The 26039-nt window shown below is 68.2% G+C and carries 26 protein-coding genes and 1 pseudogene; 15 read left to right on the forward strand and 12 right to left on the reverse strand.

Features of this window, described 5'->3' with window-relative positions; genetic code table 11:
- Positions 1-2: 2 nt before the first annotated feature.
- Positions 3-374: an iron-sulfur cluster insertion protein ErpA gene (erpA, locus tag ACK4SG_RS07495; RefSeq protein WP_409601103.1), complete on the reverse strand. Its 372-nt coding sequence runs from the start codon at positions 372-374 to the stop codon at positions 3-5.
- Between the two features lie 31 nt (positions 375-405).
- Positions 406-1110 carry a DUF6776 family protein gene (locus ACK4SG_RS07500; protein ID WP_409601104.1) on the reverse strand — a complete coding sequence of 235 codons (705 nt, stop codon included), beginning with the start codon at positions 1108-1110 and terminating at the stop codon, positions 406-408.
- Positions 1111-1202: 92 nt separating this feature from the next.
- Here ACK4SG_RS07500 and ACK4SG_RS07505 point away from each other — a divergent pair.
- From ACK4SG_RS07505 to ACK4SG_RS07515, 3 genes and pseudogenes are all read left to right on the forward strand, one after another.
- Positions 1203-1812: pseudogene (locus ACK4SG_RS07505) on the forward strand (DUF4126 domain-containing protein).
- A 122-nt stretch (positions 1813-1934) separates the two neighbouring features.
- Complete coding sequence (locus ACK4SG_RS07510; protein ID WP_409601105.1) at positions 1935-3626, forward strand: EAL domain-containing protein; 1692 nt, start codon at positions 1935-1937, stop codon at positions 3624-3626.
- A gap of 44 nt (positions 3627-3670) precedes the next feature.
- Entirely contained in the window at positions 3671-5887 is a 2217-nt protein-coding gene (locus ACK4SG_RS07515) for an ATP-binding protein (protein ID WP_409601353.1), read from the forward strand.
- 52 nt (positions 5888-5939) lie between these two features.
- On the opposite strand, the gene queD is transcribed toward ACK4SG_RS07515, so the two are convergent.
- The 4 genes from queD to pssA are packed head-to-tail and all read right to left on the reverse strand — an operon-like array spanning position 5940 to position 7872.
- Complete coding sequence (gene queD, locus ACK4SG_RS07520) at positions 5940-6293, reverse strand: 6-carboxytetrahydropterin synthase QueD (protein ID WP_409601106.1); 354 nt, start codon at positions 6291-6293, stop codon at positions 5940-5942.
- A gap of 33 nt (positions 6294-6326) precedes the next feature.
- Positions 6327-6806, reverse strand: a complete 480-nt coding sequence (gene rimI, locus ACK4SG_RS07525; protein ID WP_409601107.1) for a ribosomal protein S18-alanine N-acetyltransferase — start codon at positions 6804-6806, stop codon at positions 6327-6329.
- Positions 6803-7102 carry a hypothetical protein gene (locus ACK4SG_RS07530; protein ID WP_409601108.1) on the reverse strand — a complete coding sequence of 100 codons (300 nt, stop codon included), beginning with the start codon at positions 7100-7102 and terminating at the stop codon, positions 6803-6805. Before ACK4SG_RS07530 ends, rimI begins: the two co-directional genes overlap by 4 nt.
- A complete protein-coding gene (gene pssA, locus ACK4SG_RS07535; RefSeq protein ID WP_409601109.1) occupies positions 7099-7872 on the reverse strand; it encodes a CDP-diacylglycerol--serine O-phosphatidyltransferase in 774 nt (257 codons plus the stop codon). The genes ACK4SG_RS07530 and pssA overlap by 4 nt, the downstream gene beginning before the upstream one ends.
- A 74-nt stretch (positions 7873-7946) precedes the next feature.
- Here pssA and ACK4SG_RS07540 point away from each other — a divergent pair, with 74 nt between their 5' ends.
- The 4 genes from ACK4SG_RS07540 (at position 7947) to ACK4SG_RS07555 (ending at position 11030) form a co-directional block, all read left to right on the forward strand.
- Positions 7947-8333: a DUF4124 domain-containing protein gene (locus ACK4SG_RS07540; protein WP_409601110.1), complete on the forward strand. Its 387-nt coding sequence runs from the start codon at positions 7947-7949 to the stop codon at positions 8331-8333.
- Positions 8330-8599 carry a DUF4124 domain-containing protein gene (locus ACK4SG_RS07545; protein ID WP_409601111.1) on the forward strand — a complete coding sequence of 90 codons (270 nt, stop codon included), beginning with the start codon at positions 8330-8332 and terminating at the stop codon, positions 8597-8599. The genes ACK4SG_RS07540 and ACK4SG_RS07545 overlap by 4 nt, the downstream gene beginning before the upstream one ends.
- Before the next feature lie 63 nt (positions 8600-8662).
- Positions 8663-10372, forward strand: a complete 1710-nt coding sequence (locus tag ACK4SG_RS07550) for a proline--tRNA ligase (RefSeq protein WP_409601112.1) — start codon at positions 8663-8665, stop codon at positions 10370-10372.
- 292 nt (positions 10373-10664) lie between these two features.
- Complete coding sequence (locus tag ACK4SG_RS07555) at positions 10665-11030, forward strand: H-NS family nucleoid-associated regulatory protein (protein ID WP_409601113.1); 366 nt, start codon at positions 10665-10667, stop codon at positions 11028-11030.
- 223 nt (positions 11031-11253) lie between these two features.
- Here ACK4SG_RS07555 and ACK4SG_RS07560 read toward each other — a convergent pair whose 3' ends face one another.
- Complete coding sequence (locus ACK4SG_RS07560; RefSeq protein WP_409601114.1) at positions 11254-12510, reverse strand: threonine/serine exporter ThrE family protein; 1257 nt, start codon at positions 12508-12510, stop codon at positions 11254-11256.
- A 57-nt stretch (positions 12511-12567) separates the two neighbouring features.
- Here ACK4SG_RS07560 and ACK4SG_RS07565 point away from each other — a divergent pair, with 57 nt between their 5' ends.
- From ACK4SG_RS07565 to ACK4SG_RS07590, 6 genes are all read left to right on the forward strand, one after another.
- Complete coding sequence (locus tag ACK4SG_RS07565) at positions 12568-13689, forward strand: MlaE family ABC transporter permease (protein WP_409601115.1); 1122 nt, start codon at positions 12568-12570, stop codon at positions 13687-13689.
- Positions 13690-13691: 2 nt separating this feature from the next.
- The gene (locus tag ACK4SG_RS07570; RefSeq protein WP_409601116.1) at positions 13692-14516 is read left to right on the forward strand and encodes an ABC transporter ATP-binding protein; all 825 of its coding nucleotides are present in this window, start codon (positions 13692-13694) and stop codon (positions 14514-14516) included.
- Positions 14517-14529: 13 nt separating this feature from the next.
- Positions 14530-15456, forward strand: coding sequence for an MlaD family protein (locus ACK4SG_RS07575; RefSeq protein ID WP_409601117.1), 927 nt, complete (start codon positions 14530-14532; stop codon positions 15454-15456).
- On the forward strand, positions 15453-16094 hold the full coding sequence (locus ACK4SG_RS07580; protein WP_409601118.1) for an ABC-type transport auxiliary lipoprotein family protein: 642 nt from the start codon (positions 15453-15455) through the stop codon (positions 16092-16094). Before ACK4SG_RS07575 ends, ACK4SG_RS07580 begins: the two co-directional genes overlap by 4 nt.
- A 92-nt stretch (positions 16095-16186) precedes the next feature.
- Positions 16187-17863, forward strand: a complete 1677-nt coding sequence (locus ACK4SG_RS07585; protein WP_409601119.1) for an electron transfer flavoprotein-ubiquinone oxidoreductase — start codon at positions 16187-16189, stop codon at positions 17861-17863.
- A gap of 61 nt (positions 17864-17924) precedes the next feature.
- Positions 17925-18134, forward strand: a complete 210-nt coding sequence (locus tag ACK4SG_RS07590) for a hypothetical protein (RefSeq protein ID WP_409601120.1) — start codon at positions 17925-17927, stop codon at positions 18132-18134.
- Between the two features lie 395 nt (positions 18135-18529).
- Here ACK4SG_RS07590 and ACK4SG_RS07595 read toward each other — a convergent pair whose 3' ends face one another.
- Positions 18530-19156 carry a CoA transferase subunit B gene (locus ACK4SG_RS07595; RefSeq protein WP_409601121.1) on the reverse strand — a complete coding sequence of 209 codons (627 nt, stop codon included), beginning with the start codon at positions 19154-19156 and terminating at the stop codon, positions 18530-18532.
- Position 19157: 1 nt separating this feature from the next.
- Positions 19158-19877, reverse strand: a complete 720-nt coding sequence (locus ACK4SG_RS07600; protein ID WP_409601122.1) for a CoA transferase subunit A — start codon at positions 19875-19877, stop codon at positions 19158-19160.
- 172 nt (positions 19878-20049) lie between these two features.
- On the opposite strand from ACK4SG_RS07600, the gene ACK4SG_RS07605 reads away from it, so the two are divergent.
- Both ACK4SG_RS07605 and ACK4SG_RS07610 read left to right on the forward strand, forming a co-directional pair.
- Positions 20050-20796, forward strand: coding sequence for an electron transfer flavoprotein subunit beta/FixA family protein (locus ACK4SG_RS07605; protein ID WP_409601123.1), 747 nt, complete (start codon positions 20050-20052; stop codon positions 20794-20796).
- Positions 20796-21737: an electron transfer flavoprotein subunit alpha/FixB family protein gene (locus ACK4SG_RS07610; protein WP_409601124.1), complete on the forward strand. Its 942-nt coding sequence runs from the start codon at positions 20796-20798 to the stop codon at positions 21735-21737. The genes ACK4SG_RS07605 and ACK4SG_RS07610 overlap by 1 nt, the downstream gene beginning before the upstream one ends.
- 370 nt (positions 21738-22107) lie before the next feature.
- On the opposite strand, the gene ACK4SG_RS07615 is transcribed toward ACK4SG_RS07610, so the two are convergent.
- Genes ACK4SG_RS07615 through ACK4SG_RS07625 form a run of 3 tightly spaced genes read right to left on the reverse strand, consistent with a single transcriptional unit; the run spans position 22108 to position 26039 of the window.
- Positions 22108-23175: a hypothetical protein gene (locus tag ACK4SG_RS07615; RefSeq protein WP_409601125.1), complete on the reverse strand. Its 1068-nt coding sequence runs from the start codon at positions 23173-23175 to the stop codon at positions 22108-22110.
- A 39-nt stretch (positions 23176-23214) separates the two neighbouring features.
- Positions 23215-24783 (reverse strand): hypothetical protein, encoded by a 1569-nt coding sequence (locus ACK4SG_RS07620; RefSeq protein WP_409601126.1) that lies wholly within the window; start codon positions 24781-24783, stop codon positions 23215-23217.
- Positions 24780-26039, reverse strand: a complete 1260-nt coding sequence (locus tag ACK4SG_RS07625) for a sulfotransferase family protein (protein WP_409601127.1) — start codon at positions 26037-26039, stop codon at positions 24780-24782. Before ACK4SG_RS07625 ends, ACK4SG_RS07620 begins: the two co-directional genes overlap by 4 nt.

Consider the following 26039-nt stretch of genomic DNA (forward strand, 5'->3'; position numbering starts at 1 on the left):
GCTCACACTGTGAAGCTGCTGCCGCAGCCGCAGGTGGTCTTGGCGTTGGGGTTGCGGATCACGAACTGCGCACCCGCCAGCGACTCGCTGTAGTCCACTTCCGCGCCCATCAGGTACTGCAGGCTGAGCGGGTCCACCAGCAGGGTGGCGCCGTCGGTGACGATGGCCAGGTCGTCCTCGTTCTGGCCTTCGTCGAACTCGAAGCCGTACTGGAAGCCGGAACAGCCGCCGCCCTGGATGTAGACGCGCAGCTTCAGCGAGGCGTTGCCCTCTTCGGCCACCAATTCCCGCACCTTGGCGGCGGCGGCAGGAGTGAAGCCCAGCGGCGCCGGGGGCGGGGACGGCGCGGCTTGGTCAAGCATGACAAGTTCCATGCCTCCAGCATGGGGCGCATCGAGCGCCGATTCAACCACCGGGAGCATCCGCCGCAGTGGCCTCGCTCCAGGTGAAGGCCCGCTCCACGGTCGCCCCGGCGTCAGGCAACAGCCGCACCACCACCCGCACAGGGCGCACCCCGCGGGGCAGCACGATATCGCCCTCGACCCGCTGGAAATACCGGAACGCATAGGCGATGTCCGCCGCCCCCGCCTGCTGGCGCAGGACGGTCCAGTCCAGCCGCCGCATGCTGCCGCCGTCGGTCACCTCCATCGCCAGCTGCAGGCGGCCGCTGTTGATCGCGCCGCGGTTGAGGTTCTGGGTCAGGGTGGCGACGAAATGCCACAGCTGTGGGTCGCGCTGCGGGAGCAGCTTCAATGCGTGCACCGACAGGCCGCGGCGCTGCCCGGTGGGCCCCACGAAGCGCTCGTAGAAGGCGACATCGGCACGCAGGCCGGCGATCTCCTCGTCGCGCTCGGCCAGCGTGTTCTGCAGCGCGGCATTGGCCTGCCGGCTGATCTGGTCGGAACGGGCCAGGGTGGCGTTCGCCTGCGCCAGTGCTTCGATCCGGCGCGCCTGCAGGGCCAGCCGCTCGCGGGCATTGGCGGGGGCCGGCGCGAAGCTGCGCCAGGCACCCCACACCCCCAGCAGCAGGGCAGCGCCCACCAGCAACCCCAGCGCGATACCCGGATGGCCGCGGTGGCGCAGGCGCTGCAAGGGCGATGGCAGGTCCATCGCGGCGGTATCGCATCGGGGCCGCGCCTGCGTCAAGGCGGCTCCGCGGTTAGACTGGACCGCCCCGTGCCGGTTTCGGAGCCTCATCCCGGATGGAAACGGCCCATGTGTTCGCGATTGGCGTGCTGCTGGCCTGGCTGGCGGGTATCCGCGCCTACCTGACGGTGTTCGGCGTCGGCATTGCCGGGCTGCTGGGCTGGCTGGCGCTGCCGCCGGCGCTGCAGGTGACGCAGTCGCCATGGGTACTCGGCATCTCCGGCGCGCTGGCGGCGGGCGAATTCTTCGCCGACAAGCTGCCGGGCGTGGATTCGGTCTGGGATCTGCTGCAGACCTTGCTGCGTATCCCGGCCGGTGCATTCCTCGCAGCAGCCACACTGTCGGCGGACGGTACGCTGGGCACCGGGATGCTGGCCACCGGCGCCGGCGTGGCGCTGGCCAGCCATGCACTGAAGGCGGGCACCCGGGGGGGTCTTGAACGTGTCACCCGAGCCCGTGACCAACTGGATGGCCTCGCTGTCCGAGGACGCGCTGGTGGTCGGCGCGCTGCTGCTGGCGTTCCACCACCCGTGGCTGGCGCTGGGCGCCGCCATCGCCGTCAGCCTGGGCCTGGCCCTGCTGGCCTGGTGGCTGGGCCGGCATGCGCTGCGCGCGCTGACCCGCCTGCGCGGCACCGCCCCCTCCCCCCGTCCCGGCCGTCCGTAGTACCGTTTGCCGTCTATGACTAGCAGATCCCCCACCATGCCTTTCGCTGCTGCCATGCCCTCCAGTCTCGCCATACCCCCTGTACCGGCCCTCGTCCGGTCCAGTGCCGCGGGAGCCACAGCATGACCGGCCCGCAGAATGCCGCCACGGACGCCACCCCCTACCGCGTTCTGATCGTGGAGGACGACCGCAGCCAGGCGGTTTTCGCGGAGGCGATCCTGCGCGGCGCCGGCATGCAGGCCGAAGTGGTGGCAGTGCCGGAACGGGTGATGGGCACGATGGAGCGCTTCGACCCCGATCTGGTCCTGATGGATCTGCACCTGCCCGGCTCCAGCGGCACCGCACTGACCGCGCAGATCCGCGAGCATCCGCGCTTCGAGCACACGCCCGTGGTGTTCCTGACCGGGGACCAGGACCCGGATCGCCAGGTCGAAGTCCTGGAGCAGGGCGGCGACGACTACATCGTCAAGCCGGTGCGGCCGCGTCACCTGGTCGCCGCTGTGCAGAGCCGGGTCAAGCGCGCGCGCGCGCTGGCCGCCAGCCGCCAGGCCCCGGTGGAAAGCGATCGCCACCCGGTCACCGGCCTGTACACCCGGCCCGCACTGATGAGGGCGCTGGCCGCACAGCTGGCGCAGGGCAAATCCGGCGGGGCTTTGCTGGTCGAGCTGGGCAACGCCGCAGCACTGCGCAAGCACTACGGACTTGCCGCCTTCGAGACACTGATCAACGACGCCGGCCGCTACCTGGGCACCCTGACGGGCGAGCACATCACCGCGCGCCTGAGCGACAACGCATTCATGGTGGTGATGCGCAGCGGCGATCGCGCCGCCTTGGACAGTTACGCACGCAGCCTGCGCGATGGCATCGGCTACCACGACTTCGCGGTCGAAGGCGAAACCCTGCGGCTGCGCTGCACGCTGGGCTACACCACCTTCGAGCACGGCTTCACCGACGCCGGTGAAGTGCTGGCGGCCTGCGAGGATGCCGCGCGCGAGGCGCAGGCCTCGCCCATCGGCATCGCTGCCTACGCCCCCACCCGTGCCGTGGTTGCCGGTGACATCGTCGACGAGCTGCGCGCTGCGCTGGTGCCGGGCAGCGATCGGCTGTACCTGGCCTTCCAGCCGGTGGTGGCGGTGGCAGGCGGCGACGATGCCCAGTTCCAGGTGCTGGTGCGCATGCACGGCCCGGACGGCAACGTGCGCAAGGCCGCGGAGTTCCTGCCAGTCGCACAGGCCGCCGGCCTGATGCCGCAGCTGGATCGCTGGGTGATGGAGCAGGCGCTGCTGCTGCTGCAGCAGCGCCGCGCCGAAAGCCGCCCCCTGCGCCTGTTCGTCTCGCAGTCACCCAGCACGCTGGCGCAGGACAGCTACGTGGGCTGGCTGCAGGAGGCACTGGAGCGCCACAGCGTGGACCCGCCATCGCTGGTGGTCGACCTGCGCCTGGACGACGCCATCGTGCACGTGGTCCTGCTGCAGCAGTTCTGCGAGCAGCTGGTGCCGGTCGGAGTGCAGTTCTGCCTCAGCCAGTTCCGTCGCGGCGAGGATGCCAACCAGCTGCTGCAGGAACTGCCGCTGGGCTATCTGCGCCTGTCCGCGGACTTCGCCCAATCGCCCCTGCCGCAGGCGCTGCACGACGAGATGCGCGACATCATCGACCGTGCGCACCGGCTGGGCCTGCAGGTCATTGGCCAGGCGGTGGAAGACCCGCAAGCCGCTGCAGCGCTGTGGGTGGCCGGCATCGACTTCATCCAGGGCAATCTGGTCCAGGGCCCCGACCAGGCGCTGGACTTCGACTTCCGGAGTGCGACTTTGTGAACGGTGACGATGCCCGCGGCTTCAACCTGCTGACCGCCCGCTGGCTGGCGCTGGGCGCGGCCGGAGGTGCATCGCTGGCGCTGCTGGTGGAGCAGTTCGGCGTGCAGGGGCCCTGGCAGATGATCGCGCTGGTGCTGGCCCTGCTGGCGCTGTTTGCCACGGTTGCCCTTGCCTTTGCCGTACATGGCCGCGAGCGCCAACTGCAGATCCAGCAGGAACAGGGGCGTCGCAGCGCGGAGGAAATCAGCGCACTGCAGAAGGAAATCGACCGGCATACCCAGCTGGAAGCGGAGTTGACCCGCGCCAAGCTGGCAGCCGAATCGGCGGTGATGGCCAAGGGCGAGTTCCTGGCCACGATGAGCCATGAAATCCGCACGCCGCTCAACGGCATCATCCCGATGCTGGACCTGCTGGCAAGTTCACGATTGACGATGGAGCAGCAGGAGATCCTGCGCACTGCCAGCGCCTCCGCACAGCAGCTGCTGCGGATCGTCGACGACATCCTGGACTACTCCAAGCTGGAGGCCGACCGGCTGGAGCTGGAAACCACCGGCTTCAACCTGCGCGAGCTGCTGCACAGCGTGATCACGCTGATGGAGCGCCCGGCGGAGGCCAAGAACCTGCACCTGACCCTGTTCATCGATTCCTCGGTGCGCCTGCCCGTGCGCGGCGACCCGGTGCGGCTGCGGCAGATCCTGACCAATCTGATCAGCAACGCCATCAAGTTCACCGAACGCGGCAGCGTGACCGTGAAGGTGCGGCGGATCGGCGAGACCCCGGCCCAGCACCAGCTGCGCTTCGAGGTACAGGACACCGGCATCGGCATCGATGCGGCCACCCGCGAACGCCTGTTCCAACCGTTCAGCCAGGCCGACGCCTCCACCACCCGCCTGTACGGCGGCACCGGCCTGGGCCTCGTCATCTCGCACCGCATCGTTTCACTGATGGGCGGCCGGATCGGGGTGGAGTCGCAACCTGGCATGGGGTCCACGTTCTGGTTCGAGATCCCGCTGCTCAAGGTCGCCGGCGACATGCCCAGCCAGCAGGAAGACCTGCACGGCGGGCGCGTGCTGCTGATCACCACCGACCAGCGCCTGCGCATGCGGCTGACCCTGCTGCTGCCCAACTGGGGCCTGCGCGTGACCACCGTGGAAAACACCCACGACGCACTGGAGCGCCTGCGCCAGGCGCGCGCGCAGGGCGAGCCCTGGGTGTACTCGGTGGTATTGGCCGACCTGTCCAGCATCCGCAGCACCGCGCTGTCGCTGGCCCGCAACATGGAGCGTCGCGCCCAGTACGGCGACGCGCGCCTGGTCTACCTGCGTGGCGACGACGTGACCTCGCTGGAATTGCCGCTGTCGGCCACCATCGTCCCGCGCAATATCGAGGACGCGGATCTGCGCGCCGTGCTGTCGGCCTCGGGGGTGTCGTGGTCGCACCACGAAGCGCACCCGGAGCCGGCGCCCCGCCCGCCGCGCGCGATGCCGCAGCGCAAGACGCGGGTGCTGCTGGTGGAGGACAACCCGGTCAACCTGATGGTCGCACAGCGCTTGCTGCAGGTGCTGGGCGTGGAGTGCGACGCCGCCGGCAACGGCCAGGCGGCGCTGGAAAAGCTGGACGGCGGCGACTACGACCTGGTGCTGATGGACTGCCAGATGCCGGTGCTGGACGGCTATGCGGCCACCCGCCGCTGGCGCGAGATCGAACAGGAACGCGGCGCCGAGCGACGCCTGCCGATCGTGGCGATGACCGCCAACGCCATGGCAGGGGACCGCCAGAAATGCCTCGACGCCGGCATGGACGACTACCTGGCCAAGCCGGTCACCCGCGCCGAACTGGAGCAATGCGTGGCGCGCTGGAAAGGCTCCAACCTGGCGGTGCCGGACAGCCCGCCACCGCCGGCACAACTGGCGGAGCGCTCGCCGCCCGTGCTGGACGGCGGCGTGCTGGGCGAACTGCGCGAGGTGCTGGGCGCGGAGGTGGACCGGATTGTCACCGTCTACCTGGAGGACGCCCCGCGTCTGATCGCGCAGCTGGAGCGTGCGGCCGCGAGCAACGACCCCATCGCGCTGCGCGTCGCCGCGCACACGCTGAAATCGTCCAGCGCGAACGTTGGCGCCACGACCCTGGCCGATGCCGCGCGCGACTTGGAGCACGGTGCACGCGACGGCACCCTGGCCAACCCCGTCACCGCGGTGGCACGCATCGTCGGGGAATTCGCCCAGGTCCGCGCAGCCCTGCAGGCCACCCTGTCGCACTGACACAACGCACACGCGGCGGCGTCAGTGATCGCCGGCCGCCACGGGAACCGGGTCAACCGCGATAGCGGCAGCCCGAAGTACACGTCTCGTGCACCACCACCTCCGACAGCAGCGGCACGCGCGGCTTCATCTGCGCCCAGATCCATTGGGCCAGGCGTTCGCTGGTCGGGTTCTCGAGCCCCTCGATGTCGTTGAGGTAGTGATGGTCCAGCCGCTCGTACAGCGGCATGAACGCCGCCTTGAGGTCGGCGAAGTCCATCACCCAGCCGGTGTGCGGATCGGGTTGGCCCTCGACGTGCAGCTCGATCCGGAACGAATGCCCGTGCAGGCGCGCGCACTTGTGCCCTTCCGGCACGTTGGGCAGGCGGTGCGCGGCCTCGAGGGTGAAGCTCTTGAAGATGTCCATGGCGCGCATTCTAAGCCGCCGTGGACGCCGCGCTCAGTCCAGCAGCTCCATCGCCATGACGATGGCATCCTCGCGGCCGTCGTGGGCGGGATAGTAGCGGGGGCGGCGGCCGATCTCGTTGAAGCCGGTGCGCTCGTACAGGGCAATCGCCCTTGGATTGGAAGGCCGCACTTCCAGGAACACCCGCTGGGCGCGGTGGCCGCGCGCGATCTTCAGCAGTGCTTGCAGCATGCGCTGGCCCAGGCCCTGTCCCTCGTGGCCAGGGGCGGTGCAAAGATTGAGGACGTGGGCTTCGTCGGCGGCGATGCTCAGCACGCCGTAGCCGACGATGACGCCCTGTTGCTCCTGCACCCACATGGCGTAGCCGGAATGCAGGCAGTCGCGGAAGATGCCGCGTGACCAGGGAAACGGATAGGCGCGCAGCTCGATCTCCATCACCGCGTCCAGGTCGGCCTCGCGCATGGGCCGCAGGGTGATGGCGGTATCGGCCCGGTAACCCTGCGCAAGACTCATGGCTGGCCCCGGCGCAGGGCGCGCAGGCGCGGCCACAGCGCCCGCTTGGCCGCGGCATTCCCCCGCAACCCGGCGGCAGCGGCCAGGATGTCGGCGTGGTCGCACAGGGCCTCCGGGGCGACGCGCGCGGCCCGCGCCAGGCGGGCCAGCATGGCATCGCTGGGGATACCGGCCGCGGCTGGCGCGACAGCCTCCCCGATCCCGGCAGGCGGCAACGCCGGCGCCGCCCCCGGCCCCCGGTACAGGACGAGGCCCAACTCGGCCAAAGCCGCCCGCTGGAACGGATCCCAATTCACGCCGCAGCGTCCTGCCCCGGTTGCCAGCGGCGACGCAGCCACAGCAGCGGCCCGGACAATGCATACAGCACGCTGCTCGCCAGCAGGGTGACCGCCGGCGCGATCCACAGCGCGATCAGCACCGCCAGCGCCAGCACCAGGGCAAAAAACGGCACGCGGTCCGCCTTCGGGCCGCTGCCGCTGCCCTTGAAGCTGGTGTAGCGCACCCGGCTGACCATCAGCAGGCCCGCCACCACGGTCAGCGCCAGCGCCGCATAACGCAGCTCCCCTCCGGACCAGCCGAAGTCCTGGCAGGTCCACACGAAGCTGGCCACCAGACCGGCAGCCGCAGGGCTGGCCAGCCCCACGAACCAGCGCTTGTCCACCTTGCCCACCTGGCTGTTGAAGCGGGCCAGGCGCAGCGCGGCGCAGGCGGCATACAGGAAGGCCGCCAGCCAGCCGATCTTGCCCAAGGTCGGCCCGTCCAACTTCAGCGACAGCAGCGCCCAGTGGTACATCAGCATGGCCGGGGCCATGCCGAAGCTGACCAGATCGGCCAGCGAGTCGTACTGCACGCCGAACTCGCTCTGAGTATTGGTGAGCCGCGCCACCCGGCCATCCAGGCCGTCCAGCACGGCGGCCACGAAGATCGCCACGCAGGCGGCCTCGAACCGCCCCTGCGAGGCCGCGATGATGGCAAAGAAGCCGCCGAACAACCCCCCCGTGGTGAACAGATTGGGCAGGAGGTAGATCGCGCGCGGGCGGTTTTCGGAGGGAGGGGTCTTTTCCATTGCGCCAGTTTACGGACTTGCGGCGGCGGCGGCGCGGTGCTGCAATCGATGCTCATTCCCCCCGGAGCGCCCGCATGCCGTTTCTCCACCCTCTTGCCCTCGCGCTGGCATTGGCCGCGGCCGCATCGCCCGCGCCCGCCCAGCAGCAGCGCGTTTACCAGTGGAAGGACGCCAACGGCGTGACCCACTACACGGATGTCGCCCCGAAGCAGCCGCACCAGGCCCGCGACATCGAGGTCAAAGATGGCCAGCCGGCGCCCAAGACGGCCAATGCGCCGGAGAACGCGCAGTGCAGTAATGCCCGCGCCAACCTCGAGCGCCTGCAGGGTGGGGCCGCCATCGGCATCGACACCAACGGCGACGGCAAACCGGATCGCAACCTGACCGCCGACGAGCGCAAGGCGCAACTGGAACTCAACCAGGCCGCGGTCAAGGCATTCTGCACACAGGGCGGGGCATGAAGCAGCTGGGGATGGTGCTGGTGGCGGTGGCTCTGGCCGCGGCGGCATGGTGGTGGCTGACCGTGGAAATGCCGCGCCGCGAGCAGGCACACAAGGCTGCCGCCGAAGCCGCCGCCATCCAGGCCAGGCGCGCCGATACCCTGTACCGCTGGCGCGACGATGCCGGCAACCTCCATGTCACCGACCAGCCGCCCAAGGGCCGCCGTTACGAGCGCATCCCCCGCACCCCCCGGGATGGGATCGCCGTGGACGGCGGCAAATCCTGAGCTTCCCCGCGGATCACGCAGCGGCGCGTGGCAGAATGCGGGTTTTCCCCACGCAAGAACGCCATGCGCCTGTCGCACTTCCACCTCCGCACCGAGAAAGAGACGCCCGCCGACGCCGAGATCGTCAGCCACAAGCTGATGCTCAAGGCCGGCATGATCCGCAAGCTGGCCGCGGGCCTGTACACCTGGTCGCCGCTGGGACTGCGGGTGCTGCGCAAGGTGGAAAACGTGGTGCGCGAGGAAATGAACCGCGCCGGCGCCATCGAGATGGCGATGCCCTCGATCCAGCCCAAGGAGCTGTGGGAGGAAACCGGGCGCTGGGCGAAATTCGGCCCGCAGCTGCTGAAGATCCGCGACCGCAAGGAGCAGGAATATTGCTTCACCCCCACCGCGGAGGAAGCGGTCACTGATTTCTTCCGCCAGGAAGTGGCCAGCTACAAACAGCTGCCGCTGAATTTCTACCAGATCACCACCAAGTTCCGCGACGAGATCCGGCCGCGCTTCGGGGTGATGCGCGCGCGCGAATTTGTGATGAAGGATGCCTATTCCTTCCATATCGACGACGATTCGCTGCATGCCGAATACCGCAAGATGTACGACGCGTATTCGCGCATCTTCACCCGCCTGGGGCTGGAATTCCGCGCGGTGGCCGCGGACACCGGCGCGATCGGTGGCAGCGCCTCGCATGAATTCCACGTGCTGGCGAATTCGGGAGAGGACGCGCTGGCATTTTCCGAGCAGTCCGATTACGCCGCCAACGTCGAACTGGCGGAAGCCGTGGCGCCGGGCCCGCGTCCCGCCGCGACCGAGCCCCTGCGCGATGTCGAAACCCCTACCCAGAAAACCTGCGAGGACGTGGCCGCGCTGCTGGGCATCCCGCTGCAGCGCACCGTCAAGTCGGTCGCGGTCATCGGTGCCGATGCCGACGGCCAGCCCCAGTTCGTGCTGGCGCTGGTGCGCGGTGACCACGCGGTGAATGAGATCAAGCTGGCGAAACTCCCCGGCCTGGCCGACTACCGGCTGGCAACCGAGGCGGAACTGCAGGACTACCTGGGCAGCGAATCCGGGTTTCTCGGCCCGCTGCGGGCAAAGAAGCCCATTCGCGTCGTGGCCGACCGCACGGTTGCGGCCATGGCCGACTTCGTGGTTGGCGCGAACAGGCCCGGCTTCCACATCGCCGGCGTGAACTGGGGCCGCGACCTGCCGGAACCGGAAGTCGCGGATATCCGCAACGTCGTCGAAGGCGATGCCTCGCCGGATGGCCACGGCACTTTGCGTCTGGCCCGTGGCATCGAGGTCGGCCATGTGTTCGCGCTGGGGCGCAAATATTCCGAAGCGATGCAATGCACCGTGCTGGACGCCAGCGGCAAGGCGGTACACCCGGCCATGGGCTGTTACGGCATCGGCGTGTCGCGCATCGTGGCGGCGGCGATCGAACAGAACCACGACGACGCCGGTATCCTATGGCCGCCGGCAATGGCGCCCTGGCAGGTGGCCATCTGCGTGATCAATCCGAAAAACGACCCGGCGGTGGCCGCCGCCGCGGAATCCCTGCACGCGGAATTGAATGCCGCCGGAATCGATACGGTGCTGGACGACCGCGGCCTGCGTCCGGGCGCGATGTTCGCCGACATCGAACTGATCGGGATTCCGCACCGGGTGGTGGTCTCCGGGCGCGGGCTGGAAGCGGGCACGTTCGAATATCGCGCCCGCACGGCGCAGGAGGCCGAACAATTGGATCGGGAAACCCTGCTCGCCCGCCTGCGCGGCTGAGGACTCTCCGAACAATCCGGGCAATCCTGCCGGCCGCGGATGGCCGACCACCCGTCGACCACACATCGATGACGCAAGGATGGATTCGTTGGCGCCCGGCATGGCGATGTGCCGGGCCCGGCGTGGGCTGACAACACCAGGATGGGATTTCTGGGATTCCCCCTGATGCGGGCAGCCGCCCGGCGGGTATTGCCGATTCACGAACCTATATTGGCTATGGAATGACGGGCGCGTATCATCCGCAAATCCAAGGAGCGGATTCCCTTTTTCCTATCAAGAAGCAACGATACCCATGAGCCTGAATATCGAACAATTGAGCCCGCAGGAACTTGCCGCCCTGATCAAGCGCGCCAACAGCCGCCGCAAGGTATTGGCCAAGCGCAAGCCCGCCGCGCAGACCAAGGCCGCGGTGGCCAAGCTGCTGAAAAGCGCCGGCTGGACCTTCGAAGAGCTTTACGGCAAGGCCAGCGGCGCCAGCGCGGCCGCACCGAAGAAGGCACGCAAGGCTGCCAAGGGCCGCAGCACCGGCAAGGTGCCGCCGAAGTATCGCAACCCGGCCAACGAGAAAGAGACCTGGACCGGCCGCGGCCGCCAGCCCCGCTGGGTGGCGGCGGAAATCGCGAAGGGCCGCAAGCTTGAGGAATTCCTGATCAAGTAATCCAGCGTCGCGGCGCCATCCCCGCATCCTGCGGAGACGTCCCGCACCCTGGCTGCTGCCCGCGGACGCCGGCCTTGCGCCGGCGTCTGCCGTTTTCACCGCGCCGCCGGCGCAAGGGCATCTCCGGGCAATCCGGGAGATTTGCGTCGGCCATGGATGGCCGGCCACGCAGCGATCGCGCAAGCGGTGGATGCGTGTGCGCCCTTCCCAAGCGCCGGCCGCGTCACAGGTTGCGGCGTGCGCTCACCAGCAGGTTGCCGAAGATCAAGCCGGCCAACAGCGCCATCAGCGTATTCAGGGCCGCCATTGCCGCAGCCCCGCCAGCGCCAAGATCCTGCGACTGCACCAGCGAGATCACGCCGCGCAGGGAAATACTGCCGGGCACCAGGATGATGATCCCGGGCAGGCGCAGCAGCGCGCCAGGCCGGTTGAACCACCGGGCGTAGGCGTTGCCCGCGGCGGTCGCCGCCAGCGCCGCCAGGAACACCCCGGCAGGCGGGCCCAGCCATTCGCCCGAGAAGCGTGAAATCAGATAACCGCCGATCACCGCCGCCATCACCCGCGGATAATCGCGCCGATGCGCGCGGAACAGCACCGCGAAGGCGTAGGCCGCCACCGCCAGCGCGCACCACACCACCCATTCCGGCTGCGGCCGCAGGGCCCGCACCTGTGGCGTGACCCCCGCAGCGTTGGCCACACCCAGCGCGATCGCGGTGCCGATGGTCAGGGTCACGATGACCATCAGCGCCCCGGCGAAACGGGCGGTGCCGGAGACAAGGTGGCGGCTGGTCAGCTCGTTGGCGGCCAGGGTCAGCGACATGCCGGGCAGCAGCACGATCAGCGAGGCGATGATGACGGTGTTGAGGTTCAACGGCCCCACCACGCTGCTGACCAGGATCGCCACCGCACCGGCCAGCAGGCCGGCCAAAGCCTCGAAGGCTTCACTCAGGCGCGGCCGCGACTGCGCCGCCAGCGCCAGCAGGCCGATCAGGAACCCGATCGCGCCCGAGGTGGCGATGTCCAGCCAGGGCAGTCGCAGCAGCCCGGCCACCGACGCCGAGGCCAGCGCGAAACCGACCGCCTGCATGGCGCGCGCCCGGCGCGAGTCGGGGCGGTCGAGATTGCCCAGGGCGGCGCGCCCGGCCGACACCCCCATGCGCCCGGAAATCACCTCTTCGGCAATCCGGTCGGCCTCGCACAGCTTGCGCAGGTGGGTATCGCCCGGCCCCAGCCGGATCACCCGGGTGGTGTCCGACTCGCCGGCCGGGCGCAACGGGTCGCTGAACGCCAGGATGACCCCGGTCGGGTTGGACCAGGGCTGGCAGTCCAACGCCAGCCGGCGGGCGACCGATTCGATCGCGCCCTCCATGCGCTGCGCGGTGGTGCCATAGGCATGCAGGTGGCGGGCCAGGTCCACCACGAAGGCGATGCGTTCGGTGTAGGTCGCGTCGGTCATGGGGGTTGGCATGGGTGCAAGCATGGCATGGCCGGCGCTGCATGCACATGGCAACGCCGCATTGCGTAAGCTTGGACCCGCATGAGCCCGGCTACCGACCGCTTCGCGCCCACCGCCGGCATCGCCGATGGGGACGCCGCCACTTTGCGCCTGCAGGGCCGCTGGACGCTGCGCTATGCCGCCCACATCGCCGCCGCGCTGGCGGAGGCGCCCGATGACGTGGTGGCGGTGGACGCGCGCGCCTGCGAGCGGTTGGACACGCTGGGCGTGCTGCAGCTGCTGCGCTTCGCCGACCGCCGCGGGCTGGACTACACGGCGCTGCATTTCCGTCCCGACCAGCAGCCGCTGGTGGACGCGATCGAGGACGTCCACGACGACCGCCCCACCGGCAAGCGCGAATACGGCGTGCGCGCCGCGCTGGAACGGCTGGGCCGCGCGGTGGTGGCGAACACCCGCGAGGTGGTGGCGCTGGTGGGCTTCTTCGGCGAGGTGCAGGCCAAGCTGCTGCGCCTGCTCAAGGCTCCCGGACGGTTCCGCCTGACCGCGACCGTGCACCACATGGAGCAGATCGGCCTCGACGCCGTGCCGCTGATCGCGCTGCTGTCGTTCATGGTGGGCGCGGTGATCGCCTTCCTCGGCGCCATGGTGCTGGCGGATTTCGGTGCCACCATCTTCGTGGTGGAGCTGGTCAACGTGGCCTTCCTGCGCGAGTTCGGCGTGCTGCTGACCGCGATTCTGCTGGCCGGCCGCACCGCCAGCGCGTTCACCGCGCAGATCGGCATGATGGTGAACGGCGAGGAGATCGACGCGATCCGCGTGCTGGGGCTGGACCCGATCGACCTGCTGGTGATCCCGCGCGTGCTGGCGCTGCTGGCGATGCTGCCGCTGCTGACCTTCATCGCGATGATGGCGGGCCTGCTGGGCGGCATGGCCGTGGGTGCATTCAACCTGGACATTCCCGCCGCCGCCTATCTCGCCCGCATGCAGGAGACGATGCAGGTCCGCCATTTCGTGGTGGGCATGGTGAAGGCACCGGTATTCGCGCTGGTGATCGGCCTGATCGGCTGCCTGGAGGGCCTGCAGGTGCAGGGCACGGCGCAGTCGCTGGGCGAGCGCACCACCTCCAGCGTGGTGCAGGCGATCTCGCTGGTGATCGTGATCGACGCCTTCGCCGCGCTGTGGTTCATGCAGATGGATTACTGATCGTGGCCGATACCACCGTCATCCGCACCAGCGACGGCGCCGCACTTGGCGATGCGCCGCTGATCCGCGTGCAGGGCCTGGTCAACCGCTTCGGCGAACAGGTGGTGCACGACGGCGTGGACCTGGACGTGCGACGCGGAGAGATCCTCGCCGTGGTGGGCGGCTCGGGGTCCGGCAAGTCGGTGCTGATGCGCTCGGTGCTGGGGCTGCGCCGGCCCGACGCCGGCCGCATCGAGGTGCTGGGCATGGACGCGCAGTCGGCGGACCCTGCGGTGCGCCGCCATATCGAGCGCAACACTGGGGTGCTGTTCCAGGACGGCGCCCTGTTCTCGTCCCTGACCGTCGGCGAGAACGTGCAGGTTCCGTTGAAGGAGTACTACCCCGGGATGCCGGAGTCGTTGCGCTACGAGCTGGCCCTGCTGAAGGTGAAACTGGCGGGCCTGCCGGCCGACGCGGTGGACAAGCTGCCATCGCAGCTGTCGGGCGGCATGCGCAAACGCGCCGCGCTGGCGCGCGCGTTGGCACTGGATCCGCCGCTGCTGTTCCTCGACGAACCCACCGCGGGGCTGGACCCGATCGGCGCCGCCGCCTTCGACGAACTGATCCTGACTCTGCGCCGCGCGCTGGGGCTGACCGTGTTCCTGATCACCCACGATCTCGACACGCTTTACGCTATCTGCGACCGGGTGGCCGTGCTGGCCGACCGGCGCGTGCTGGCCACCGCGCCGGTGGCAGAGCTGGAACGGCTGGACCATCCTTGGGTACAGGCCTACTTCAACGGCCCGCGCGGACGCGCCGCGCGCGCCTCGACGGCAGGAAACGACTGATGGAGCCCCGCTGATGGAGACCCGTGCCAACTACGTGCTGATCGGGGCCTTCACCCTGCTCACCACGGTATTCCTGCTGCTGTTCGCGCTGTGGGCCAGCAACTTCTCCTCGTCGCGCGACTGGCGCGCGTACACGGTGGTGTTCACCGAGCCGGTGACTGGCCTGACCGAGGGCAGCAGCGTGCAGTACAACGGCCTGGCGGTGGGCACCGTCGAGAGCCTGAGCCTGGACGAGAAGGATCCGCGCCGGGTGATCGCCCGGCTCAAGCTGAAGGTGAGCACCCCGGTGAAGGCGGACACGCGCGCCAAGCTGTCGCAGCAGGGCATCACCGGCGTGCCGTTCATCCAGCTCACCGGCGGCAGCCCCACCGCACCGGCCCTGCCGCAACCTGCGGACGGCAGCCCGCCCGTCATCCGCACCGAACCCTCGGCGCTGCAGAACATCGCCGACACCGCCAATCGGCTGGTGGCGCGGATGGACCAGCTGCTCAGCGAACAGAACATCCAGCGCATCTCCGCCACCCTGGAGCACCTGGAGAAGACCAGCAGCAGCCTGGCAGCGCGACGCGAAGACATCGGCCAGCTGATCGTCAACGCGCGCGATGCCACCGCCGCGATGAAGGCCACGTTGGCCACCGCCGACGGCACCCTGAAGGGCCTGGACCAGAATCTGGTGCAGCGCCTGCCCGGGCTGCTGGACCGCATCGACGCCGCAGTCACCAAGCTCGATGCCACCGCCGGCAACGCCAACGCGCTGATCGCCGAGAACCGCCCCGGGCTGCAGCGCTTCACCAACGACGGGCTGGGCCAGCTGGGCCCCACCCTGGCGGAACTGCGTGCGCTGATCCGCGACCTGCGCGCGGTCAGCCAGCGTCTGGAAGGCAACCCCGCGCGCTACCTGCTGGGCCGCGACGCGCCGAAGGAGTTCGACCCCCAATGAACCGGCATCTGCGCTCCCACGCTGCCCTGCTCGCCTCCTGCCTGCTGGCCTCCGGCTGCAGCACCCTGGTCGGCGGCCCCCGCGAGACCCCGACGATCTTCGCCCCCGAGCCGACCCGCCAGACCGACCCGGCCTGGCCTGCGGTGGACTGGTCACTGGTGGTCGCCGGCAGTGGCGACGGGTGGATGATGGACGGCCAGCGCATCGTGGTCAGCCCGGTGCCCGGCGAACTGCAGGTTTACCGCGGCGCGCTGTGGGCGCGCAGCCCGTCGGCGATGGTGGAGGATGCCGTGCTGCGCACGCTGGAGGACAGCGGCAAACTGCGGGTGGCGGCACACGCCGGCAGCGGCATCGCCGGCGACTACCGGCTGCTGCTGGAAATCCGCACCTTCAAGGCCGATTACGCCGGCGCAACAACGCCAGCCGCGATGGTGGAGGTCAACGCCACGCTGCTGCGCGTCCGCGACCAGACCGTCGCTGGCAGCCGCACCTTCCGCCAATCGGTTCCGGCTGCGGGCACCGAGGTGGCGCGGGTGGCGGACGCCTTCGGCGCGGCCCTTGGCAGCGTCAGCCACGACATTGCCGGCTGGACGCTGCAAACCGGCCAGGCCCACCAGCGGCAGGCGCACGGCCCATAGCCTCAGACGGGGCACCACGCCTCCATCGAGCGTTTGGATTGCCGGCTCCCGCCAAAGCCCGGACAATCGCAGGTTCGATCCAGGAGACCCCCATGAATGCAACCCGCCAGGCCACCGTCGAACGCGAATCGATGGACTACGACGTCGTCGTGGTCGGGGCCGGCCCGGGCGGGCTGGCCACCGCGATCCGCCTGAAACAGCTGGCCGCCGAGGCCGGACGCGAGGTCTCGGTGTGCGTGCTGGAAAAAGGCTCCGAGCCCGGTGCGCACATCCTGTCCGGCGCGATCATGGACCCGCGCGCCTTGACGGAACTGTTCCCGGACTGGGCCGAGCGCGGCGCGCCGCTCAAGCAGGCCGTGACCGAAGACGAGTTCCTGTTCCTCGACGAAACCACCGCCAGGGCCACGCCGCATTGGTTGCTGCCGGACTGCTTCAAGAACGAGGGCAACTACATCGTCAGCCTGGGCGCGGTGACGCGCTGGCTGGCCCAGCAGGCCGAAGCCCTGGGCGTGGAGATCTTCCCCGGCTTTGCCGCGGCGGAAGTGCTCTACGACGACGCCGGCGCGGTCAAGGGCGTGGCCACCGGCGACATGGGAATCGGCAAGGACGGCCAGCCGACCGACCAGTACCAGCCGGGCATGGAACTGCACGCCAAGTACACGATCTTCGCCGAAGGCGCGCGCGGCCAGCTCGGCCGCCAGCTCATCGCCAGGTACAAGCTCGACGAGGGCAAGGACCCGCAGAGCTACGGCATCGGCATCAAGGAGCTGTGGCAGGCCGATCCGGCCAAGCACCGGCCGGGCCTGGTGGTACACACCGCCGGCTGGCCGCTGGATGCCGACACCTACGGCGGCTCGTTCCTGTACCACGCCGAGGACGGCAAGATCGCGATTGGCTTCGTGGTCGGGCTGGACTACAAGAACCCGTGGCTGAGCCCGTTCGGCGAATTCCAGCGCTTCAAGACCCACCCGGCAATCCGCAAGCACCTGGAAGGCGGCAAGCGGATCGGCTACGGCGCCCGCGCCATCACCGCCGGCGGCCTGCTCAGCCTGCCGAAGACGGTGTTCCCGGGCGGCGCGCTGGTCGGTTGCGAAGCCGGTTACCTCAACGCCAGCCGCATCAAGGGCAGCCATGCCGCGATCAAGACCGGCATGCTGGCCGCCGAAGCCGCCTTTGCCGCGTTGGGCGAAGGCCGCAGCCGCGATGAATTGACCGCCTACCCGGCCGCATTCGAGCGAAGCTGGCTGCATGCCGAACTGCTGCAGGCCAAGAACTTCAAGCAGTGGTTCAAGAAGGGCCGCACGTTCGCCACGCTGATGACCGGCATCGAGCAGTGGCTGCTGCCCAAGCTGGGCATCCGCAATCCGCCGTGGACGATCCATCGCCAGAAGCCCGACCACGCCTGTCTCGAACCGGCGGCGACGCAGCCAAAGATCGAATACCCGAAGCCGGACGGCGTGCTGACCTTCGACCGCCTTAGCTCCGTGTTTCTCTCCAGCACCCACCACGACGAGAACCAGCCCTCGCACCTGACGCTGAAGGACCCGGCGATCCCGGTCGCGGTGAACCTGAAGCAGTACGCCGGCCCCGAGGCCCGCTACTGCCCGGCCGGCGTGTACGAGTATGTTGGCGAACCCGGCGCCGAGCGCCTGCAGATCAACGCCGCCAACTGCGTGCACTGCAAGACCTGCGACATCAAGGACCCCACCCAGAACATCGTCTGGGTGGCCCCGCAGGGCGGCGGCGGGCCGAACTACCAGAACATGTGAGGCCCATGAAAAAGCCGCCCTCGGGGCGGCTTTTGGTACGATCGGCGTGGAGGCACTACCGATGGAATCCACCGTACTGCCCGCCGAGTTCTCCCCCAAGGCCATGTTCGGCGTCATGCCGGACGGATCGCTCGCCTGGGAAGATGACCACGTTGCAAGGTCGTTCCCTTCCGGCAAGGTCTTGCCCGGCATGCTGTTCCGCGAGGAAGCCGACTTGATCCCCAAGGACGAGTTCATGCGGCGCATCGCCGAGTCCCAGACGGGGCCGTAAATCCCGGCCTGCGCGGCTTGTAGGCGGTCAAGCTCCGCAAGTTCGTCTTGCGTTAGTTGCCGACCATGAGAGTTTCGCTCGATCTCCAAGTATTTCACGTAGAGCGGGTGCGCCTTCTCCTTGGCGGCCAGCATCTCCGGCAGGTTGATCTGCAGCTCGACGGGCTCACCGTCGATCATCCACACCGAGTTGATGTCGCGGTAGCCGTTCGCAGCCAGTGGCGGCTTGCTGGGGTCTAGGCTGTTCTTTAATTGGCGGCGCCCACGCAGGCAGGCAAACGCGCAGGGGCATCGGCAGGCGAACCCCTTCCGCGAATGCCCTCCGGCAGCGGCAATGCCGCTGCCTCCTCCTTGATTTCGCTACAGGGGTTCGCCTGCCGGCGGCTCCGCGATACCTCAGCGCAGCGGAACGCCGGTCTTCTCCACCGCTTCCTCGCGGCTCACGCCCTCGGCCAGCTCGACCAGCTTGAGACCCTCCGGCGTCACGTCGAACACACCCAGCTCGGTGATGATGCGATCGACCACACCCACGCCGGTCAGCGGCAGGGTGCACTGCGGCAGGATCTTGGGCGTGCCGGCCTTGGTGGTGTGCTCCATCAGCACCACCACGCGCTGCACGCCGGCCACCAGATCCATCGCCCCGCCCATGCCCTTGACCATCTTGCCGGGCACCATCCAGTTGGCCAGGTCGCCCTTGTCGGTGACTTCCATGGCACCCAGGATGGCCAGGTCGATATGGCCGCCGCGGATCATGGCAAACGATTCATGGCTGCCGAAGAAACTGGCACCCGGCACCGCCGTCACGGTCTGCTTGCCGGCATTGATGAGGTCGGGATCGACCTCGTCCTCGGTCGGGAACGGGCCGATGCCGAGCAGGCCGTTCTCGCTCTGCAGCCAGACATTGATGCCCTCGGGGATGTAGTTGGCCACCAGCGTCGGCAGGCCGATGCCGAGGTTGACGTACATGCCGTCGGCCAGCTCCTGGGCGGCGCGACGGGCCATCTGTTCACGGGTCCAGGCCATCTCAGTTGCCCTCCGGCTGGCGAACGGTGCGCTGCTCGATGCGTTTCTCCGGATGCGGATTGAGCACCAGGCGATCGACATAGATCCCGGGCAGGTGCACCTGGTCGGGGTCGATCTCGCCAATCTCCACCAGCTGCTCGACCTCGGCCACGCAGACCTTGCCGGCCATGGCGCAGACCGGGTTGAAGTTGCGCGCGGTCTTGCGGAAGACCAGGTTGCCGGCGGTGTCGGCCTTCCATGCCTTGACCAGCGACACATCCGCCTTCAGCGCGGTTTCCAGCACGTACATGCGGCCATCGAATGCACGGGTTTCCTTGCCCTCGGCCACGATGGTGCCGTAGCCGGTGGCGGTGTAGAACGCCGGGATGCCGGCACCGCCGGCGCGCAGGCGCTCGGCCAGCGTGCCCTGCGGGTTGAACTCCAGCTCCAGCTCGCCGCCCAGGTACTGGCGCTCGAACTCCTTGTTCTCGCCCACGTAGGACGAAATCATCTTGCGGATCTGGCGGGTGGCCAGCAGCTGGCCCAGGCCGAAGCCGTCCACGCCCGCGTTGTTGGAAATCACGGTGAGGCCCTTCACCCCAGAATCCCGCAGCGCCGCGATCAGCGCCTCGGGGATGCCGCACAGGCCGAAGCCCCCCACGGCCAGGGTTTGGCCATCCGCTACCAGCCCGGTCAGGGCGGCGGCGGCACTGTCGTACAGCTTGCTCTTGGCGGACGCCACGGGCGGATCTCCGACTGCCGGTTAGAGCCGTCATTCTAGCGGTTCGTGCGACAAGACCCAGCGTACCTTCGGGCAATCGCCCGTCCCGCGGGCAGCGCCGGCGGGGCTCCGTTAAAATGACGGGTCAGGCCGGCGACGGCCCCCTTTCCGCTCCCCCAAGGACATCCGCACGATGAAGATTCTCGTCGGCTACAAGCGCGTGGTGGACTACAACGTCCGCATCCAGGTCAAGCCGGATGGCTCCGGCGTGGTCACCGACGGCGTCAAGCTGTCGCCCAATCCGTTCGACGACATCGCGCTGGAAGAAGCACTGCGCCTGCGCGACAAGGGCATCGCCACCGAGGTGGTGGTGGCCACCATCGCGCCGGCCGACGCCCAGGCGCACCTGCGCAATGGCCTGGCCATGGGCGCCAACCGCGCCATCCACGTGGTGGCCGACGCTGCCATCCAGCCGCTCACCGCCGCCCGCGCCCTGCTCAAGCTCATCGAGAAGGAACAGCCGGACCTGGTGCTGCTGGGCAAGCAGGCGATCGACGACGACGCCAGCCAGACCGGCCAGATGCTGGCCACGCTGTGGGGCCGCCCGCAGGCGACCTTCGCGTCCAAGCTCGACATCGAAGGCGGTAAGGCCACCGTGGTGCGCGAAGTCGATGCCGGCCTGGAAACGCTGGAGGTCGAGCTGCCGGCGGTGGTCACCACCGATCTGCGCCTGAACGAGCCGCGCTTCATCAAGCTGCCGGACATCATGAAGGCCAAGAGCAAGCCGCTGGAAACCATCGCGTTCGCCGACCTCGGCGTGGACGCCAATGATTCGCTCAAGACCCTCCACTACGCCCCGCCTGCCCAGCGCAGCCGTGGCGTGATGGTGAAGGATGCGGCCGAGCTGGTGGCCGCGCTCAAGCAGAAGGGGCTCCTGTAATGGCCAAGGTTCTCATCGTTGCCGAACATCTCGACGGCACTCTCAACCCTGCCACCGCCAAGTGCGTCAGCGCCGCGCAGGCCCTGTCGCCGGAACGCATCGACATCATGGTGCTGGCCGCCGACCCCGCCGGCGTTGCCGCCCAGGCTGCGCAGATCGCCGGCGTGGCCAAGGTGCTGACCGTTGCCAACCCGGCCAACACCCACCCGATCGCCCAGGTGCTGGCACCGCAGGTGGCCGCACTGGCCGCCGGCTACACCCACGTGTTCGGCCCGTCCACCACCTTCGGCAAGGACCTGATGCCCTGCGTGGCCGCCCGGCTGGGCGTGAACCAGGTGTCCGACCTGATGGCGGTGGAGGATGCCTACACCTTCAAGCGGCCGATCTACGCCGGCAATGCCATCATCACCGTGCAGGCACCGGCCGACCAGACCGTGGTCGCCACCGTGCGCACCGCGTCGTGGCCGGAAGCCGCGCGCGGCGGCAACGCCCCGGTGGAAGCCGCGCAGGTGGACGTGCCCCTGCCCAGCCACACCCGCTTCGTTGGCCTAGCGGCCGGCAAGTCCGACCGCCCCGACCTGCAAAGCGCCAAGCGCGTGGTCTCCGGCGGCCGCGGCGTGGGGTCGGCGGAGAACTTCCGGGTGATCTACAGCCTGGCCGACAAGCTGGGCGCCGCGGTCGGCGCCTCACGCGCCGCGGTGGACGCCGGCTACGTGCCGAACGAACTGCAGGTGGGCCAGACCGGCAAGATCATCGCGCCGGAACTGTACGTCGCCGTGGGCATCAGCGGCGCCATCCAGCACCTCACCGGCATCAAGGACGCTGGCACCATCGTCGCCATCAACAAGGATGCTGATGCGCCAATCTTTGAAGTGGCCGATATCGGCCTGGTCGGCGACCTGTTCCAGATCCTGCCGGAGCTGGAAGCGGCGCTGGGCTGAGCCAGCACGCCGCACACAGACAAGGGCGCCGATCGGCGCCCTTGTCTTTCGGTCCCATCGGACGACTGCTTCCGCGCGCGTTGTCGCAGCAAAAATGGTCGCCGTCACCGCGAGTGCCGTCAGTCAGCCAGTCCGTACCGTGCCGTATAGCCAGGCAGGGTCAACCCAAGCCGCCCCTTACGTCGCGCTGTCAGCACCACTATTCATGGCCAAACCCGTAAGACGCGTGAAAGAACCCCTGCCAACCCATCACGCCGGATTGCCCGCTTCAATCGGGTGATCTGACTGCGCCGATAGTTCGCATCCCGGAGGCTGAGGCGCAGTGCGGAAAGCCACTGCCGGAATCGCACCGCGATCCGCTGCCAACGTCTCAGCCATGAGCTTTTTTTGCGAACAGCTCCGGATACTCGATCGGGGCTTGAAGACGCATCCAGGATGCCAACGACGCCAGCGACGTGGCATCGAAGGGATCGGGATAGGCCTGCTGAAGATCGGGGCGTTGCCTGTAGAGCCGACGATGGCTGAGCTCTACGGGGCTGCCGTCGCTGTAGCGGCCAAAGGCCCACTGCACCCGCGACAGCGGATCCTCATGATCGAAGCGGGTCTGCTGGGCGTACCACGCCACCAGGGCCTGTACGGCCAGGTTGCCCGGGGCATTCTTGTCTGCCATGACGCGATGGGCACCGCTATCGAAGCCGGTGAAGTGATAGAACCCCAGCGGCGCCCCCTCCACCCGGAATCCACGCTCGGCATCGCCTTCCAGGTGGCGGGTGGTCAGGTTCCAGGTAGCGACATTGAACCGCGGCGACTTCAGGATCCGCACCCCCTCGAAGAAAGCCGGCGCGAAATCTACCCAACGCTGGTCGGTGAACAGGCCGTTGGGGATGTCGGCGACGCAGAAATGGTAAATGCGCTCGGCCCACCATGCAGCAAAGCGGCGTCCTTCGTCATTGGCATTCACCCCAAGGAAGCCGAGGTTGTAGATGCCATGCTTGAGGCTGGCGATTTCGTTGTCGCGGATCGCCTCCAGTTCGGTTTCAGGCGTCGTCTGATGCGGCGTCAGGGCGATACTGCCGCCCTCCATGGCCTCGAGCAGATCGTCCAGACGCGAGAACAACACCATGTCCGGGTCGAAATACAGCACCCTCTCGACGTTGGGCTCGGCGAGCAGCTGCTTCAGGACGAAGGGCTTGATGGCCGTGGCCAGTTCGACGATGGAATGGAAAAAAACCCAGCGTTGGCGGTCAGGAATATCGAGCGCAGCGACGGGAATGATCCGGTCGATCGGCTCGTCAGCCAGACTGAGTGCAGGATTCGGCTCATCGGCCAGCGCCAGCACGATCTCGAACTCGGAATGGAAGCGGCGGATCGAGCGACACAACTGCCTCACCTTGGGCAGATAGTTCACAGCGGCGGAGGTGAAGGCAATGGTTTTCATCAAGACGTTTCGCTTCAAACAAACAGTGACCGTATGTTCTCACATCAGTTCGCCAACAAAGGCGAGCAGCTGCCTGAACAGAGAGGTTGGATCCTCCCCAGCCAGCACCCGGCCCTGCGGATAGCGGCGCACCCGCTCTGCGGGTGCGCCACGGTCGAGAACGGCCAGAGGCAGGCCCATGGCCATGATTTCATCGGCTACATAGGAGTAGGTCTCCGGGCACACCGAAGGCAGCAGCGCCAGACTGACACCCTCCGCCTCCAAGTGATCACAGAGTGTGTCGCGGGTGTAGCGACCCAACACGCGCAGGCTCGGATGGCCTCCTGTGCCGCCCTCCAAGGTTCCGAACACGACGAACTCGAGCGGCCGACCCGCGTCCTCGGAGGCGCCGGCAAGCGCACGGAGCAGGTCGGCGCCCTTGGCCCGACTGATATGACCGAGAACGGCCACCATGGCAGGCTGCGTCTTGACGGTTTTGACACGCCGCAAACCCTTGCCTGCATCCTGATGGCCTTCAATCTCAACCAGGCCCTGACCATCGATCCCGGGATAGGCACACCGCAGCAGATCCACCGACGACATCGAGAATGCGGCAATACGGTCGCAGCCTGTCAAAAAGGCCTGCCAGGACGCCCGCCACTGTGAAATGTCGCGGTGGGTATCGAGGCCCAGAGTGGAGATGGCATTCCTCGGCAGGCACTCGCGGCAGCGGGTCAGCGCCGGAATGCCGCAAAAGCGGCCCTCGAAATCGATCAGCGTGAACGCCGGACAGATGCCGTGAAAATCATGCAGATTGAATCGCAGGTGTCGCCCTGGCCGCGCCCGCCGCCAGGCGAGAGCCCAGGCCAGCACCGCAGGCACATCATCGAATCCCACCAGGCTGTTGATCTCCAGGACATCGGCTTCCAGCGTCTCCAGCAAGGCCAGCAGGGCCTCCTGGGTGGGCAACTGGTGCTCATACCGTCCGCGCTCATCATGGACTGCAATGCAGAAATCGAGCGTGCTTCCTTGCGGCGCCACCATGATCACAGCACGCCCTGCCCCTCGCCAGAATGCAAGCCGCGACTCACCATACCGGGCAGCCCCTCCCCCCATGCCATGATCGAGGATGAGCACAGCATGGGCGGGCCAGCGCCGGCGCTTGTGGGACCGCAGTCGGGCAAGGCGCCGAACGCCGCCGCGCAGGCCCGCGATGAGCGCCGCCAGTGCTCCGCGCTGGCGCCACACTTGCCAGAAGCGCCGGTGAACCGATGCCATCGGGATGGTCTGCGGCGGTGCAAACGCCTCTGGGAATCCGGTCAAAGGCAGTTCCACCCACTCGCCTGCGCGACGGAAGCGCAATCGAGCCTCTCCGCTGACTGGTGGGGCTGGCAGGATCGCCTGCACCATGAACCCTGCTCCGCCGGCATGGGGAACGTCGGGCTGCCAGCGCACGAGATCCTCGCGATAACCACCGGGCAGCAAGTGGATCTCATACCAGCGGCCGTCCGCCAGGGGGACGCAGAGCCTGCCCTCTTCCAGAACCGTTGCCGTGTCGAGACAAAACCCCCAACCGAACACACGGCAGCCACGAACGGTTAGCGAATCGAGTGAATAGTGCAGGCTCATCGGGTCTTCTTTGACCAGTACTTCTCCAGTCGCCGCAATGGGGCCGTCCAGCGCCAGGATCTCGACGCCAGCACTTTGGCATGTGCCATGCCAAGGGCGCGAAGCTCGCCCTCTAACAGCATATTCCGATGCTGACAGGCAGCGAGCGCGGCGGCATGAGCCGCCAGTTCGTCGAGTCGCTGATAGGCAAGCCGCTCCGCCGCCGCCAGCGCCGCCTGCGTCTCCGACAGCACCGCGTCCGTCCGCTCCAAGGCCGCCAGGCGCTCATGCGACAGCATCTCTGCCGCCGCCAGCGCCGCCTGCGTCTCCGACAGCACCGCGTCCGTCCGCTCCAAGGCCGCCAGGCGCTCATGCGACAGCGCCTCTGCCGCCGCCAGACCATGGCGCAGCGCAGCTACCTCCCGGCCCAACTGCCACCTGGCCCGCCGCTCAAACCAGAGCGCCATCCGTACCCCCTGCGATGCCGCAGTGGGCGCAAGCAGGGCGTTTTCCGCCGACTCCGCCACTTCGTCGAACGCCTGCGCATTGATGGGATCCCGGAGCAGACCAAACACATGACTCAGCAATGCCACCAGACCCTCTCCCTCCGCAGTGGCAACCGGCCGATGGTGTCGCTGGCCGACATCAACGAGCGTTGCAGCGCCAGAGATCGCATCCGGATTCACCGACCAGTCGAGCTGCATGGCCAGCCGATGCAAACGCTGACCGGGGGCCGAGAGCCAGTCATCGTAATCAAGACAGGCCCGCGGCAAGGATCGGCTGTCATGCTCCGCAGCCAGCCAATGGCGCAGCGTCAGCGCCATCGCCCCCTCAGGCTCCATGTGATCGCGTCGGATGATTGAAGCAACGATGGCCTCCGGAGCACGGGTGGCCAGCACCACGTCGAGGTGGAATCCCGCGGCGCGCAGCTCGGGCAACCACAGCGGCAGCAATCGACAGAGCCGGGGATCTTTCAGCACCGACCAGGACGCCTCGGAAAACTCCTCCTTGAGGAGGTCACGGATGGCTAGACGGGCCGAGCAGGCCGCCTCACCGTCAGACCATCCGGCAGGGAACGGCCGCGGATCATCCCAGCCTCGACCGATGTCGAGCAGAAACCCTTCATTGATCTCTACCGCTCGGGCATTCTCGAAATACCCCCCCGGATTGTCGTCAGCGGGCGGTACCAGCGCCCCGCCCAATGCCGCTCCCAGCCGATGGATGGCAGCCGTCAGCACCGAAGTGCCACTCCGGTGCATCCCAAGGACGAGTGTCAT

The organism is Thermomonas sp., from assembly GCF_046293095.1.
GTDB lineage: Bacteria > Pseudomonadota > Gammaproteobacteria > Xanthomonadales > Xanthomonadaceae > Thermomonas.